This is a genomic window from Sporosarcina sp. FSL K6-6792 (genome assembly GCF_038004885.1).
Lineage (GTDB): Bacteria > Bacillota > Bacilli > Bacillales_A > Planococcaceae > Sporosarcina > Sporosarcina psychrophila.
In genome coordinates this window covers 3,364,605-3,380,685 of the sequence record NZ_JBBOSA010000001.1, presented here as the reverse complement: position 1 = coordinate 3,380,685, position 16,081 = coordinate 3,364,605, and the positions used below count along the sequence as shown (strand labels likewise).

At 42.8% G+C, this 16,081-nt stretch carries 11 protein-coding genes and 1 other annotated feature; of the genes, 1 reads left to right on the top strand and 10 read right to left on the bottom strand.

The features are described 5' to 3' along the window. Positions 1-48: 48 nt before the first annotated feature. The 8 genes from narI to MKZ26_RS16540 all read right to left on the bottom strand — a co-directional run bounded on the left by narI (position 49) and on the right by MKZ26_RS16540 (position 11,584). Complete coding sequence (gene narI / locus MKZ26_RS16580; protein ID WP_067213468.1) at positions 49-729, bottom strand: respiratory nitrate reductase subunit gamma; 681 nt, start codon at positions 727-729, stop codon at positions 49-51. Next, entirely contained in the window at positions 722-1,291 is a 570-nt protein-coding gene (narJ, locus tag MKZ26_RS16575; RefSeq protein WP_338654830.1) for a nitrate reductase molybdenum cofactor assembly chaperone, read from the bottom strand. The genes narI and narJ overlap by 8 nt, the downstream gene beginning before the upstream one ends. Beyond that, a complete protein-coding gene (gene narH, locus MKZ26_RS16570) occupies positions 1,284-2,888 on the bottom strand; it encodes a nitrate reductase subunit beta (protein ID WP_338654828.1) in 1,605 nt (534 codons plus the stop codon). Before narH ends, narJ begins: the two co-directional genes overlap by 8 nt. Further along, complete coding sequence (locus tag MKZ26_RS16565; protein ID WP_340766844.1) at positions 2,878-6,552, bottom strand: nitrate reductase subunit alpha; 3,675 nt, start codon at positions 6,550-6,552, stop codon at positions 2,878-2,880. The genes narH and MKZ26_RS16565 overlap by 11 nt, the downstream gene beginning before the upstream one ends. Before the next feature lie 500 nt (positions 6,553-7,052). After that, positions 7,053-7,751: an iron-sulfur cluster repair di-iron protein gene (gene ric, locus MKZ26_RS16555; protein ID WP_340766843.1), complete on the bottom strand. Its 699-nt coding sequence runs from the start codon at positions 7,749-7,751 to the stop codon at positions 7,053-7,055. Between the two features lie 175 nt (positions 7,752-7,926). Next, positions 7,927-8,988 carry a ribonucleotide-diphosphate reductase subunit beta gene (locus tag MKZ26_RS16550; RefSeq protein ID WP_187046088.1) on the bottom strand — a complete coding sequence of 354 codons (1,062 nt, stop codon included), beginning with the start codon at positions 8,986-8,988 and terminating at the stop codon, positions 7,927-7,929. Beyond that, the gene (locus MKZ26_RS16545) at positions 8,943-9,383 is read right to left on the bottom strand and encodes a flavodoxin (protein ID WP_340766842.1); all 441 of its coding nucleotides are present in this window, start codon (positions 9,381-9,383) and stop codon (positions 8,943-8,945) included. The genes MKZ26_RS16550 and MKZ26_RS16545 overlap by 46 nt, the downstream gene beginning before the upstream one ends. Further along, complete coding sequence (locus MKZ26_RS16540; RefSeq protein WP_421103204.1) at positions 9,368-11,584, bottom strand: ribonucleoside-diphosphate reductase subunit alpha; 2,217 nt, start codon at positions 11,582-11,584, stop codon at positions 9,368-9,370. The genes MKZ26_RS16545 and MKZ26_RS16540 overlap by 16 nt, the downstream gene beginning before the upstream one ends. Positions 11,585-12,145: 561 nt before the next feature. Beyond that, positions 12,146-12,350: a binding site (T-box leader), on the top strand. Between the two features lie 62 nt (positions 12,351-12,412). On the opposite strand from MKZ26_RS16540, the gene argS reads away from it, so the two are divergent. Beyond that, on the top strand, positions 12,413-14,077 hold the full coding sequence (gene argS, locus MKZ26_RS16535; protein WP_340766841.1) for an arginine--tRNA ligase: 1,665 nt from the start codon (positions 12,413-12,415) through the stop codon (positions 14,075-14,077). Positions 14,078-14,244: 167 nt separating this feature from the next. Here argS and MKZ26_RS16530 read toward each other — a convergent pair whose 3' ends face one another. Both MKZ26_RS16530 and MKZ26_RS16525 read right to left on the bottom strand, forming a co-directional pair. Next, positions 14,245-14,562 carry a hypothetical protein gene (locus MKZ26_RS16530; RefSeq protein WP_067213489.1) on the bottom strand — a complete coding sequence of 106 codons (318 nt, stop codon included), beginning with the start codon at positions 14,560-14,562 and terminating at the stop codon, positions 14,245-14,247. 667 nt (positions 14,563-15,229) lie between these two features. Then, entirely contained in the window at positions 15,230-16,081 is an 852-nt protein-coding gene (locus tag MKZ26_RS16525) for an IS3 family transposase (RefSeq protein WP_340767673.1), read from the bottom strand.

Below are 16,081 nucleotides of genomic sequence, written 5' to 3'. Positions count from 1 at the left end.
CTATTTCTCCCTATATAGAAAAAAGGCAAAGCTGCCTTTTTTCGTTCATTAGTTTTCACGGTGCCTTCTATACAGGATATAGCTTCTTCCTACATAATTCAACGGTACACTCCAGACGTGAACCAATCTGGTAAACGGCCACATTGCAAAAATGAGGAACCCAGATAAAACATGAAGCTGAAATGCCAGTGGTACACCTATCATATAGGCACCTTCCGGTCGGAAAATCAGCAAGGAACGGAACCATATTGAAATTGAACTTCGGTAATCAAATTCTGGCTGTGTAATACTAGTTGCAATTACACTGTACATACCGATGAATACGATGAACAGCAATAGGGAGTTGACGATTAAGTCTGATGCAGATGACAACTTACGTACGCTTTTTAATGCAAAACGGCGATATGTCAAAATAAACATCCCCGCAAATGTGACTACACCAAAAAATCCTCCACCCCAAACAGCGCCCATATGATACATATGATCACTAACACCAAGCGCTTGCGTCCATTCCTTCGGGACAGCAAGCCCCACGACATGGCCCGCTATTACGGGCATGATGCCAATATGGAACAGTAAACTACCTATCATCAGTTGTTTCTTTTCTATAAATTCACTTGATTTTGCAGTCCAGCCAAACTGGTCGTTCCGGTATCTGAAAATATGCCCTACAACAAATGTTGCCATACACAGATAAGGGAAAATGACCCATAGAAATTGATTAGCCATTTGTAGGCGCCTCCTGACGAGCACATGACTTAAAGGTTTCCCTCATCCCCTTAATTAGATGGAAATAGGGACTATTATATTTCTCCAGCGCTTTTAACAGATGATATGTTCCGTCTTCCAAAACAGCGAGTAACATACCAAAACTTTGTTCTGCCCTCGGGTCACCTATCCATTCGCATGCGTAGATAAATTCACACATAAGCGGCAAGAAGTCGGACAGTTCACCGTCTGGCATATTCAGGCCAAACATTTCATAAAGCACTTTTAATTTAGCAAGCATTTGACCGCGATCTTTCGCATCCTGATACTTTACGTAAGTCATGAACAGCGTTGAATCCGTTTGGAAATCAAACGTATATGTATACATTTCCTGGATATCATCAAAGCTGTAGTCATGCATTAACTCCCAGTAAGTTTTAATATGCACATACGCCGGATGGGAAGAGTCAACTGACTCTTCCATGACTGACGGATGAAAGTTTATCTTTTCCGGGTACGTAAGTTGCTGTGCGAAGAAGCCAAATGTGTGTTTTTCGTTATACAGCTTCTGCAGATCAATCACGCCAAATCCCCCCGTAAAAGTTCTCTTCGTAAATTTCTTTACCTGACTTCGCTTGTGGTTGTGTACCACAACCATCACAGCTACTATCTTCTTGTTTTATACCTGCGTAGTTGTATGGACTTTCTGAAGTACCCATACTGTAGTCGCCCATTTCCACATAGCCTTCAGATCCTTGTGAACGGTATGCATTCATATGACCTTCTTTATGTGCTGTCGGGATAACAAAGCGATCTTCGTACTTTGCAATCGCCAGAAGTCTGTACATTGACTTCGTTTGATGAGCAGTCAGACCGACACGTTCTAGACGTGATTCATCGAATTCTTTACCAGATGACATGGCACGCATGTATGAACGCATCATTGCCATTCTTTGCAGTGCACCTTTCACTGTTTCGGTATCTCCTGCTGTAAGCATATTTGCGAGATACTGAATCGGAATACGCATTTCCTCAATTGCTGGGAAAATCATATCAGGATTCTTAATCGAGTCTTTACCTTCAAAATAGTTCATGATTGGGCTCAATGGCGGGACATACCATACCATCGGCAACGTGCGGTATTCAGGGTGAAGCGGGAAGGCAAGTTTATATTCAATTGCTAGTTTATAAACCGGTGAATTTTGTGCGCCTTCAATCCACTCTTCGGAAATACCATCTTTTCTAGCCTGAGCAATAACTTCCGGATCATTTGGATCGAGGAATAAATCAATTTGCGCTTTATACAAATCTTTTTCGTTCGGTGTAGAAGCCGCTTCTAAAACGCGATCTGCGTCATATAAAAGAACACCAAGATAACGGATTCTGCCTGTACACGTTTCAGAACAAACCGTTGGTAGTCCCGACTCAATCCTCGGGAAACAGAATGTACATTTCTCGGCTTTATTTGTTTTCCAGTTAAAGTAGACTTTCTTGTATGGACAACCGGTCATGCAATAACGCCAGCCTCGACACGCTTCTTGGTCTACGAGGACGATTCCATCTTCATCGCGTTTGTAGATGGCGCCTGATGGACAGGATGCCACACAACTCGGATTGAGACAGTGCTCACAGAGTCTTGGCAAGTACATCATAAATGCTTGTTCAAAGTTAAATTTAATTTCTTCTTCTATCTTTTCAATATTAGGATCCATTGGTCCCGTAATGTGAGCCCCAGCAAGTTGGTCTTCCCAGTTTGGACCCCATTCTAGATCAATGTATTCTCCTGTCACAACAGACTTTGCACGAGCAACGGGCGTATGTTTACTGTCTGGTGCCGAAGTTAGTTTTTCATAGTCATATGTCCATGGTTCGTAATAGTCCTTCATTTCAGGCATATCCGGGTTATAGAAAATCTTCCCTAGAGCAATTTTTGATAGCTTCGAACCGGATTTCAATTCGAGTTTACCTTTTTTATTAATTTGCCATCCGCCTTTATAAAGCTCCTGGTCTTCCCAGCGTTTTGGATAGCCTATCCCCGGTTTTGTTTCGACGTTATTAAACCACATATACTCTGCACCTTCACGATTTGTCCACGTCGTTTTACACGTAACACTACATGTATGGCAGCCAATACATTTATCCAGATTCATTACCATTGCAACTTGTGCTTTAATTTTCAAGCCAGTTTACCTCCTTCATCTTACGGACTGCAACGTACTCATCTCGCTGATTTCCGATTGGTCCGTAGTAGTTGAATCCGTAACTGAGTTGCGCATAGCCGCCAACCATTTGCGTCGGTTTCATGTGAATTCGCGTCGGCGCGTTATGGCTTCCGCCTCGTTCCTCTGAAATTTCAGAGCCTGGTACTTGAATATGCTTGTCTTGCGCGTGATACATGAACATGGTTCCTTTAGGTATTCTGTGACTGACTACGGCACGTGCAGTAACAACACCGTTTCGGTTGTAAACTTCAAGCCATTGGTTGTCGTCAATACCATGCTCTTCGGCATTTTCACTGGAAATCCAGACAGTCGGTCCCCCACGGAATAACGTCAGCATATGCTGGTTGTCCTGGTACGTCGTGTGGATATTCCATTTACCATGCGGCGTCAAATACCTAAGTACAAGTGAATCTTGACCGCCTATGATTTTTTTGTCTCGCGGTCCGAATACCATTGGTGGAAGCGTCGGTTTGTAAACGGGTAGACCTTCTCCGAAATCCAGGAATAATTCATGGTCAATGTAGAAGTGCTGTCTTCCGGTCAATGTCCTGAACGGAACCAGTCGTTCGATATTTGTCGTAAAAGGCGAGTAACGGCGCCCGAGTTTATTCGAACCGGAGAATACTGGTGTCGGTATGACTTCACGCGGCTGTGCAGTAATGCTTGCAAACGTGAAGCGCTCTGCCGCGCGATCGGCTGAAATATCTTTCAGTTCAACGCCGGTATCTGCTTCTGCTGCTACGAAAGCCTTTTGAGAAACGCGACCATTCGTTGCAGAAGATAGTGTCAGCATTGCTTCTGCCGCATGTTTTGCTGTGTGCAGTTTAGGCAATCCGTTTTTGATAGATTCATCGAAATAGGTGCCGTTGATGCCCTTCATCATTTCATATTCATCGGCTACAGAAAAACTGACGCCGTGCGCTCCCACTTTACCAGTCGATAATAATGGTCCAAGCGTGACGTATTTATCATAAATTTGTGTATAATCACGTTCGACAATTGTCATAGCTGGCATTGTTTTACCCGGTATCGCTTCAACTTCACCTTTTTTCCAGTCCTTCACTTCGCCATAAGGCTGAGCAATTTCCTGGATAGAATCATGCGCAAGTGGTGAAGTGACAAGGTCTTTATAAACGCCTGGAAGATGAACTTTTGCCATTTCCGAGAATGTTTCCGCAAGTGCGCGGTAAATATCCCAATCAGAACGAGATTCCCAAAGCGGGTCAACTGCTGGGTTGAACGGGTGAACAAATGGATGCATATCTGTTGAAGAAAGATCGTGTTTCTCATACCAAGTTGCTGCTGGAAGAACGACATCTGCGTACAACGGAGTTGTTGTCATTCTGAAATCCAGTGCCACAAGAAGATCGAGTTTTCCTTCCACATCATCGCGCCAAACAATTTCTTCAGGCTTAACATCTTCATTTGGTGTTGCAAGCAGAGCGTGGGAAGCGCCGAATAAATGTTTCATAAAGTATTCCTGACCTTTTGCAGAACTCGACACTAAGTTGGAGCGCCAAACAAATAGAGAGCGCGGGAAGTTTTCCGGTGCATCCGGATCTTCAATTGCAAATTTTGTTTCGCCTGACTTGATTTGTTCCAGTGTATAATTAACGATTTCTTGTGTTGTTGTTTTTCCTTCTTTGGCTGCCTCTTCTGCAAACGTCAGGCTGTTCTTGTTGAACTGAGGGTAAGATGGCAACCAACCAAGTCGTGCAGCCAAGACGTTATAGTCTGCGGGATGCTGATAGCGGGCTTTTCCTCCTGTCGGTGACATAAGAAGATCCGCGCCCATTTCCTCGTACTTCCATTGATCAGTTGCAAAATAGAAATAAGATGTCGCGTTTTGAAGTCGTGCCGGCGCTTGCCAGTCACGTGCAAATGCGATTGTGCTCCACCCTTCAATCGGACGGCATTTTTCTTGACCAACGTAATGGGCCCAGCCACCACCATTAACGCCTTGACAACCAGTCAACATAACGAGGTTAAGGATCGATCTATAAATGGTGTCACTGTTAAACCAGTGGTTAATACCCGCCCCCATAATAATCATGGAGCGACCGCCTGTTTCAAGCGCGTTATGTGCGAATTCTCGCGCGATTTGGGTAACCAGTTCAGGTTTCACACCTGTGATTTTCTCTTGCCACGCCGGCGTGTAGAATGATTCTGCATCGTCATAACCAGACGCTTCAAAATCACTGCCAATTCGGTTAACACCATATTGGCTGAGCATCAAATCGTGAACAGTTGTTACAAGACTTTCGGTTCCGTCTGCAAGTGTTACTTTTTTCACCGGAATCGGACGTTTGAATGTTCCGTTTGACACGTTGTCGAAGAATGGGAAAACAATTTCTTTCCATTCCGCCCCATGATCAGCCACTGACAAAGCCGGTTCAACGCGTGTTCCGTCTGCATTATCAAGAATTAGGTTCCACTTCTTGTCCTCTTCCCAACGTTGTCCCATCGTACCGTTCGGAACAATAATTTCATTTGTCGTTTCATCAAAAATAACCGGTTTCCACTCAGCGTGCTGGGATGCTTGCCCTATATCACTTGCCCGTAAAAATCGACCCGCTTTATAAGAATCTTCATGTGTATCGAGTGTTATCAGGAAAGGCATATCTGTATATTGTTTCGCGTAATTCAAGAACATCGGCTCTTTACGCTGTTCATAAAATTCATCGAGAATGACGTGCGTCATTGCTTGAGCAACTGCAGCGTCCGTTCCGGGATTTGCCGCAATCCAGTCATCCGCATGTGTAACACTTTCTGCGTAATCCGGGGCCACAGAAACTACTTTCGTTCCTTTGTAGCGCACTTCTGTCATGAAGTGAGCATCTGGCGTTCTTGTTAGCGGTACATTCGATCCCCACATAATGATGTAACCAGCGTTAAACCAATCACTCGATTCAGGGACGTCTGTCTGCTCACCCCAAATTTGTGGTGAAGATGGTGGTAAATCCGCATACCAGTCATAGAAGCTAAGCATTTCGCCGCCAAGAAGAGAGAGGAATCGTGCACCCGACGCATAGCTGACCATTGACATTGCTGGAATCGGTGTAAATCCAGCTATCCGATCGGGACCGTACTTTTGGATTGTGTAAATAAGCTGTGCCGAAATCATTAAGGTTGCATCTCTCCAGTTAACCCGGACATGGCCGCCTTTGCCGCGCGCTTTTTTATATTCATCTGCCTTATCAGGATCTTCTACGATGCTAGCCCATGCTTTTACAGGGTCTTTCAGTTCAGAAACTGCTTTAGTCCACATACGCCATAACTTTCCTCGTATGTATGGATACTTCACGCGAAGCGGGCTATATTCATACCAGGAAAATGAAGCTCCACGGGGACATCCACGCGGTTCAAATTCAGGCATGTCAGGACCACATGAAGGATAATCAATTTGCTGGTTTTCCCAAGTGATAATGCCGTTTTTCACAAATACTTTCCAACTGCATGACCCTGTACAGTTCACGCCATGCGTTGTCCGAACCACTTTGTCATGAGACCAACGTTGGCGGTACATATTTTCCCAATCTCGACTTTTTTCTTCTAAAATTGACCAATTTCCTGAAAAACGTTCAACTGGCTTGAAATAATTAAGTCCAAATTTTTTCTTCATTGGAATAGCTCACTCCTTTTTAGAATAACTAACGATCTATGACGGGAATCAAAGACTTATTCATTCACATACTATTAATTTTAAGTATCATCCTGATTCTTTCCTAGTAGGGATGTGCCTATTTGATGTGGGGAATACCCTTATAAAAAGAAAAGCGGAAAGCGCCCGGAGCTGACCAACGTTCCATGTTGAAAATCTATAGTTTCTATCTTCAAATTAAAAAGCCGCCTACTCTGCCCATTACGGACTAGAATAAGCGACCTTTTTCGAAACGATATATACGTGTTATTACTTTCTCTGTCTCTATCAGTATTGCTCCAAACTTACCGAGCACCCTGGCGAACGTTAAAACGACCCCCGCTAGCAAACCTAGCCATGCAAGTGGTTTCATACTATCCCAGACTCTTTCATATCTATTTCTATAGTCATAACGGACTTCGCTAAACCATTACACACAAAAAACCACCTTTGTAGATAGGTGGTTTTTGTCCTTTAATCAATCACAGTGCGACCCTGACACGGTCGAATAAGTTGTTATTTTCGAGATGGACATGTTCAAATGTGTCTTTTTCAAGTTGTGCAAGACGTGCGTACACGAGTCTATACGTTCCGCAGGCTTCGTCTGGTAGCGTGAAATTATTCGTTAGATCACGTATTTCAAATAATAATTTACCTGCGTGTTCGTGCTCTTGCTCAAGTTCCGTTACAAGCGGCTTAACCTTTTCTTTCAATTCAGGTGTAGGATTTTCTAAAAACTCCAGAATTAGCGGAAATACGTTGGCATCTTCGTCTGCCGTGTGATCAAGAAGTTCACTTCGTAATTCTTTAAAAATCTCTTGAACGCGAAGTAGATGCGGATGATTTTCTCCGTGGACACGGGCAACTTTTGTAATGTACGGTGCGAGAAGCGGTAATTCTTCCCGTAGCCCAGTATGATACTTTTCTTGAATATAGGAGACGAGCGTTTTTGAACCGAATGACGTCGGATCGATTCCACTTTGCTGCTCGCGTTTCTCCTCTATTTTTTTGACACTATTTAGAACCTCTTCAGGATTGAGTTTTCGTTCTTTGGCTGCATCTTCAAGAGCAATTTTTCCACCGCAACAGAAATCGATGCGCAAACTTCTAAACAAATCAGCACTTTGAGGGAGCTCCGTGACGATATCACAAACTTGTGTATCAAGTGTTAGTCGACTCATAATTATTTCCTCCTCTGCTTGTTTTAATGAGAATTATTCTCACCCTTAGTTTACAAGGCAGCAATTCGTACCGATAGTAGGGTTTGCCCTATTTAAGATACTACCTCCCCATTCAAATCCCTTCTTACTTGAAAAAAATAAACGCACACGATTTTTCACGTGTGCGTTCATATACTTACAAATCATCAAATCCATTAAGATCGCTTGTTTTAACGTATTGACGTGAAGATTGTTCAAAGAAGTCCGTTTTTGTATCGTCGAAGCTGTCGACATATGCACGAATCCATTTCATTGGGTTGTCAGTGAACTCCGGATAAATTTCACTAAGTCCGAGCATGCGAAGCATTTTGTTCGCGCGATATTTCACATAGCCTTCCATTTCGGCAAGTTCGATACCTTCAATATCTGCTAGTACGTAACGACTCCAGATGACTTCCTGTTCGACCGAATGTTTGAACTGATCGTAAATCCAAGCCGTGAATTCATCTGTATTTTGTTCAGGGTTTTCTGCAAGTGCTGCGCGGAAAATGTCACTAATTGCTTTCCCATGTTGCAATTCATCACGGTTAATGTACGAAATCATTGTCGAAGTACCGACCATTTTCTGATTGCGTGCGAGATTGTAGAAGAATGCGAATCCACTATAGAAAAATAGCCCTTCAAGCAGCGTCGTATAGACCATCGCTTTCAATGCTGATTCGATTGTCGGACGCTCGGCGAAGTCATTGTATACTTCTACAATGCGCTCATTCCGTTTCAATAGCACTTCGTCTGAGCGGCCCATTTCAAATGAAGCCATCTGCTTATTAAGTGTCGTAACGGAAGATAGTACGTACGCATAGCTGTGATTATGTTCACTTTCTTGATCGGCAATTGTGGCCATAATTGATTTAACAGAAGGATCGGTTGTATAATCCGCCATTTTCAAAGCGATTGTCGTCTGTGGTCCGTCAAGTGTCGCAAGTAAGCCAATAATTTTAAGAAATGCGTCTTGTTCCGGCTTTGTCAGCGTCGAGAATTGCTTAACGTCTTGTGTCATATCGACTTCATTGGCCGTCCAGAATAGTGAACGGATTTGTTGACGCAATGTATAGAAATGGGGATGTGCGATGTCATTCCAGTTGAGGATACCACTCGCCTTGCCCCCGAAAATAGCCGTTGATTTGTTTGGATGTGCAGGTTCCAAGACCTTCACTCGTTTAAGTTTTTCCAATTTCTGATGACTCCCTTCGACCATTCAATTACTTTTTCTTGCTGTATGCCACGTGGACTTTGTTCGATTTTAAGCGGCTCATAAGGGGATGCGTAAAACCGCGCTAACTTCACCGCTGCGTGGCAGAATAATGCATCGCCGCCAAATTGGGTATCACCCGTTCCGAAGACGTATACATTATCCGGTTTATACCCTACATCCGCTACAAAGTCTTTTACTTCATCAGGCGTTGAGCCTTGCTCCCACGTGAATGACCCCAAGAGCATCGCATCGAAATCACGAGGGTTCGGAATGACGCCCCCACCGATTCGATACGTTGTAACAGCTATATTTTCTGCTACTAGCGTTTCTTCAATCATTTCAGCAACTTCCTGCGTGTTTCCGCTCCACGATGCGTAGACGATTAAGAATGACACCATTCACACTCTTCGATATCCGTCGCAGTTGAACGTGTGTAGTATGTCGTTTTCATACCAGACTTCCACGCTTGCAAATGAAGTTCAAGCAGAACCGATGCGCGAATTGAATTCGGAACATAGATGTTGAAAGAAATTGCTTGGTCAATATGGCGCTGTCTTGCTGCGTTTTGTTTGATTGACCAACGCTGATCGACAATATAAGCGGAGCGTCGATAGACGTCATATGTGTTGTGATTAAGGTCAGGCGCAACAACTGGAAGCTTATAATCTTTCTTTTCTTCATGATAAAACGGTTTGAAAACCGGATCAATTGATGCAGTTGATCCTGCGATAATAGACGTCGAGCTATTCGGTGCAATTGCCATCAAATAACCATTTCTCATACCATTTGTTGCAACATCGATGCGGAGTTCATGCCATTCCTTCGAGTCATAGTTCTTGTTGTCGAAATAAACGCCAGACTGCCATTCAGATCCTTCATATAATGGGTACGATCCTTTTTCAGTAGCCAGTTGCATCGAAGCTTTAATCGTCAAATAAGCTATTTTCTCATATAATTTATCAGCATAATCCACTGCTTCGTTTGATTCCCATTGAATGTTTTGCAAGGCAAGCAAATGATGCCAGCCAAATGTCCCTAGACCGATTCCACGGTAACGCGCGTTAGTTCGCTGCGCTTGGACAACCGGTATTTTATTAAGATCGATGACGTTATCAAGCATACGCACTTGAATTGTAATGAGTCTTTCCAAAACGCTTGCTGGAACAGCGCGTCCAAGGTTAATGGATGATAAATTACAGACGACGAAATCACCCGGTTTTGAGCGCGTCACCACGATATCGTCTTCGAGCGTAACAGACTCGAATTCAGTCGGGCTCATATTTTGCGTGATCTCTGTACAAAGATTCGACGAATAAATCATGCCTTCATGTTTGTTGGCATTCGCACGGTTCACTTCATCACGGTAAAACATGTACGGCGTTCCTGTTTCCAATTGGCTACGCATAATCCGTTTCATAAGATCGATAGCAGGAACGATTTCCCGGCTAAGTTCAGGATTATTAACACACTCTTCGTATTTCTCACGGAACGAACCTGCCCCTTTTGTTTCATCGTAAAAGTCCTCTAGTGAATAACCCATAACCACCCGAACTTCATGCGGATCAAACAAGTGCCAGTCTCCACGTGCATCAACTTGTTCCATATAAATATCAGGAAGGCAGACGCCCGTGAAAATATCGTGTGCGCGCAAGCGGTCGTCTCCGTTGTTTAACTTGAGGTCAAGGAACGTAAAAATGTCTTTGTGCCAAACATCGAGATAAACGGCGATTGCACCTTGTCGCTGACCAAGCTGGTCAACACTTACTGCCGTGTTGTTCAGCTGCTTAATCCATGGAAGTACGCCACTTGAAGCGCCTTTAAATCCACGAATGGATGAGCCACGACTGCGGACTTTCCCCATGTAAACACCAATGCCGCCACCGTATTTCGACAAGTTAGCGATATCCGTATTGCTGTCATAGATGCCTTGCAAAGAATCGTCGACCGTGTCGATAAAGCAACTTGATAACTGGCCGTGCGGTTTTCCAGCATTCGACAATGTCGGTGTTGCAACCGTCATATAGAGACTGCTCATCGCCCAGTATGATTCCGCTACTTTTTCAAGCCGGTTAGTTGTCTCATCCTGCATCAATGTCATCGCAATGACAAGCCAGCGTTCTTGCGGAAGTTCAACCGATTGTTTGCTAAAGTCAACAGCGACATAACGGTCCATAAGTGTTTTCAAACCGATATATGTAAATAGCTTGTCCCGTTCTGGTTCGATTAGATTACCGAGAATAACAAGATCTTCGCGTGAATACTTTTCCGTTAAGACGGGTGTGTATAATCCCTGCTCGACTAGACGAGCAACGTTTTCAGCAAAATCCGTATAGACCTTTGCACCGCGAAGCTGAGCTTGACGATTGTAAACATCACGTAAGTGAATTCGGGCCGCAACGAAAGTCCAGTACGTCGATACCTCATCGATATTGCTGAGCGTTTCTAGAATCATCGCTTTTGTCCATTCTGATGCGCTTGCTCCAGGATGACGCTCATTCCATTTTTCACTTGCAGTAAATAATGGACGAATCTTCTCCCCACCAAACTCGTTCTGTAAGTCTTCCAATAGCATCTCCGTACTCGTCTTAGTAATATTCATTGTCATTTTCATCGGCTCCTTTATCAAACCTAATTTTTCTATTTCCAATAAAAAACGATAATCCCACCTTTTTCAGGCAGACCCATCGTTTATGAATTTTATTTACTGAGGGATAATTTGTTGGCTGTAGTTAGGTAGTCAAGAACTTATTTGACACTCTAAATTCCTATTTGTCAACAATACAGCTTTCGTTCAATTTCGCCACTAACACTATATGTAGTGTCTTAATCATTATACATACCCTAACATGTTGTGGTCTAATCGTAAATAGGGAAAAAGTTTACTTGCCCTACCATCAATAACTTATCCACATATCCACAGTCATTTTCTCGTGTCGCTTTGACCGTCATCATCGTCATTCTTGCAAACGATACACAAGTTATAAACATTAATTTAAAATCTAAAAAAATATCCTTTTTTCTCGATGTTGGTTCTATTTTGTCATTCAGCACTAAATGCAGTGTTCTACACATAGTTTAGAAGTTAACTCCAAACAGTTTTCACTTGTGAATTATTGTTACTTTCCATTGACACCCAATCACCATTTTGATACATTCAACTACAATATCTGTGATGAAGAGAGTAGCAATGATTTCTTTTTCAGCGAACTGGGGAAGGTGGAAGCCCGGTAAAGAATACTTGTGAACCGCACTTCGGAGATGCTTTTCCAAGCTTTTTAGGAAAAGCCGGTGTCTCGCCGTTATGAGGAAGTGGCCCTATACGGGCAATTTGAGTGGTACCGCGGAAGTAAGCTTTCGTCTCATTAATTTGAGATGAGGGCTTTTTTTTACGCTTTTTTAGTTCAATCAACCAAAAGGAGTGTTGACAATGAAAATGGATGTCTTGCAAGTGCTGCAACAATTTAGTCCGATTCCCTTGAATGAAAACATGCTAGAAAAGCCTGTCCATGCACATTTAGGCGATTTGGCTTTACCATGCTTCCCATTCGCAAAGGAACTTAGAAAATCGCCTGTTGTCATTGCCAATGAAATCGCCCTGGCAATCGAACATCCGCTAATTCGTAAAGCAGAAGCCGTCAACGGATATGTGAATATCTTTCTGAACCGTACTACAATTACCAGTGCCCTACTGCAGAAAATTCTGGATCCATCCGTTTCCTATGGCTCATCTAATGAAGGGAATGGCGGGACTGTCACAATCGATTTGTCGTCCCCAAACATTGCCAAACCGTTTTCCATGGGGCATTTACGCTCCACAGTCATCGGGAATTCGATTGGGCTACTACTTGAAAAGAATGGTTTTAAGACCGTGAAAATCAATTATATCGGCGATTGGGGCACACAGTTTGGCAAGCTACTGACAGCCTATCGGAAATGGGGCAACGAACAAGAGGTCCAACAAGCGCCAATCCAGACGCTGCTAAAACTGTACATCCGTTTCCACGAAGAAGCGGAACAAAATGACTCCCTTAACGATGAAGGCAGAGCGGCATTCAAAGCCCTGGAAGACGGAGATGTAGAAGCGCTGGCATTATGGAAGTGGTTCAAAACGGAATCCCTCAAGGAATTTCAACGCATTTATGATTTACTCGGTATCGCCTTTGATTCCTATAACGGCGAGGCCTACTATAATGACAAGATGGAACCCATCGTTAAAGATTTGGCGAATAAAGGACTTTTAAAAGAATCGAATGGTGCACTCGTCGTTGAACTGGGTGAGGATATGCCGCCTTGTTTGATTATGAAGTCAGATGGCGCGACGTTATACGCCACACGCGATTTAACCGCTGCAATCGATAGAAAAGAAACGTATGATTTCGTGAAATCTCTCTATGTCGTTGGAAATGAACAAAGTCTCCACTTCACACAATTCAAGAAAGTACTCGGTAAAATGGGCTACGAGTGGGCAGACGATATCCAGCACATTCCTTTCGGTCTCATATTAAAAGCTGGAAAAAAGATGTCCACCCGCAAAGGGAAAATTGTTTTGCTAGAACAAGTTTTGAATGAGGCGATTTCACTTGCACAGTCGACAATTGAAACGAAGAATCCAAACTTAGCGAATAAAGCGCAAGTCGCTGAAGAAGTTGGCGTCGGTGCCATCATTTTCGGTGACCTGAAACAACATCGCAAACACGATATCGAATTTAACTTAGAAACAATGCTCCAGACAGAAGGTGAAACCGGTCCCTACGTCCAATATGCTTTCGCACGGGCCAAATCAGTGTTAAGAAAAGCTGGCGACATACAGCCCTATAGCGTGGATGACGTCAATGATTTCGAATGGGAAATCATTCGAGCATTGGAGCAATTCCCACAAACAGTCAAGCGCGCTGCGAATGATTTAGACCCTTCCATCATCGCAAAATATGCAATCGATCTCGCTCAAACGTTTAGCTCGTTTTACGGCAATGTCAAAGTGCTCTCAGATACAGACCATCTACCGTACAGAATTGCGCTGATCACGAGTACCGCGATTGTCTTGAAAGAGGTGTTACGTTTGTTAGGCATGAAGGCACCCGAGGAGATGTGATCGGAAATAAATCATACCGAAGTCAACAGGTCCGTTCAGCGGTAAAAAAACAGAAAAAAAGCTCTAGTGAATTGCCAAACATTTACGTTTGGCATTTCACTAGCGCGATTCATTAAATTCTCTTGTTGATTACTTGTTCTTTGTTCAACTAACTATCATTAGTTGAGCTAGAATGGATTTTCTCCTTTATTAAAAGGAATAAAGACGACATAAGCCGAGACAATAAAAAGTACCCAAAAAACCTTGGATTTCATACGTTTTTTAAACAATTGGTTATTTTCATTTGTAAATAGTACACGGATTGTTGTATAGAAAAAATACAAAAGATACGACAACCCGAACCAATTAACCCATACGTTCCCCATAAAACTAATCCCGAAATCTTCATAAATTACCCCTAATACATTTTCAGTTAGGATGAAACCAATAGCCAAATAAATTAACACTTTAAAAAATGTAATAGCATCCCTTTTCAAAGCTGACAATTTTATTCCTCCTTACTCATCTATTATATTAGGCCAAAATACGAATCTCTTTTCCAACTCTTTTTCTCCTATTGTTCAAAAACTTATTTGGTATATTTTTTGTAGCAGAGTATCTGTTTTTTTGAACTCTAAGTATTTCTACCCTATCAAACCTATCCTACTTCTTAATCCAATCTTATATATGTTGAACTAATGATTCTATATAATCTCCAGCGAAGGTGCCTCATAGGGGTAGCCGAAGTAATAAGACTAACAGCGGTTTTCGAGGGCACTGAAAAAGTACGATTACCTTCAATACCGTTGATTTCCGTTCCGAGCGGACGCTTTCCGCGGGCACGGCTTCAGCCTCCTCGTCACTGCGTTCCTGCGGGGTCTTCAGCTCGCGCTGTTCCCACCGGAGTCGCCGCTCTTCACTACAATCAACTAGTTCTTACTATAAAAAAGAACTTTTTCAGTGGCCTCGCGGTTTTCTGTTTGGCTTATTGCGGGAGGCATCCCCAAGCGCCAAGCGTTGTTGAGAGGATTCTCTATGTCAACATTTATAGTCATTGGAACGTATCACTAACCACAAAGTATACCATTTTCTCCCAACACAAACCTGTACAAAATTAAAAAACCACCTGAGTAGACTGACATAGCGATATGAAACACATATAAAACACCTTTATTAGGCTGCCGTGACACCATACTTTACGGGTGTTAGGTAGCCTAATTTTTCTTGGATACGTTCTTCATTATAATAATTTAAATAGGTAATTACCCGCTCAGTTACGTCTTGATTACGTAATGAATTAAATTTAACATATTGAAATTCCTCAGACTTCAAGTTCGAATGAAAAGATTCAATCACCGCACTATCCCAACAGTTTCCTCTACGCGACATACTGCTGGCGAGGTCGTTATCCTTAATGCAGGCCTGGTACGCATATGACGTGTAGACACTTCCTTGATCTGAAAGCACAATCACGCCTTCGAGGTGATTACGGACAACCAGCGCCTCCTTTAACGTGTCAATCACGAGCGGGGTTTGTTGATAATCATATAATTTGTAAGCGACAATTTCGTTATTGAATAGATCCATAATAGTCGAAAGATATTTTGTAGTACTGCCATATTGGATATATGTGATGTCTGTCACCCACTTCTTGTTCGGTTTACTAGCCGTGAAATCGCGGTTAAGAAGGTTAGGGGCAATTATGATACTTTCACCTTGGGATTTCCACTTCCGTTTTGGCTTGATACGACACTGTAAGTTATGCTTTTGCACGAGGTTCTGAACTGTATTGAGATTCAATTCTATATTATAGTTCTGCTTCAACATAGCCTTTATTTTTCGATGACCATTCCGATACCTAGTGCTTTTATACAGTTCCATAATGGATTTCTCTTCTACTGAAAGCGGCTTATTGATAGCTTGAAGACACCATCTATAATAGTTCTCCCGTGGTACTCCTAACGCGGACAAAATGGCTGTAATCGTGTACTTCTTTTTAAGTTTCTCTACACTCTGTAGAACTAT

What these genes read in the sequence shown, in the direction of transcription:
- MKZ26_RS16550 (WP_187046088.1), bottom strand. Translation starts at nt 8,988, where the DNA reads ATGGTCGAAGGGAGTCATCAGAAATTGGAAAAACTTAAACGAGTGAAG.
- MKZ26_RS16545 (WP_340766842.1), bottom strand. Translation starts at nt 9,383, where the DNA reads ATGGTGTCATTCTTAATCGTCTACGCATCGTGGAGCGGAAACACGCAG.
- argS (WP_340766841.1), top strand. Translation starts at nt 12,413, where the DNA reads ATGAAAATGGATGTCTTGCAAGTGCTGCAACAATTTAGTCCGATTCCC.
- MKZ26_RS16540 (WP_421103204.1), bottom strand. Translation starts at nt 11,584, where the DNA reads ATGAATATTACTAAGACGAGTACGGAGATGCTATTGGAAGACTTACAG.
- narI (WP_067213468.1), bottom strand. Translation starts at nt 729, where the DNA reads ATGGCTAATCAATTTCTATGGGTCATTTTCCCTTATCTGTGTATGGCA.
- ric (WP_340766843.1), bottom strand. Translation starts at nt 7,751, where the DNA reads ATGAGTCGACTAACACTTGATACACAAGTTTGTGATATCGTCACGGAG.
- MKZ26_RS16565 (WP_340766844.1), bottom strand. Translation starts at nt 6,552, where the DNA reads ATGAAGAAAAAATTTGGACTTAATTATTTCAAGCCAGTTGAACGTTTT.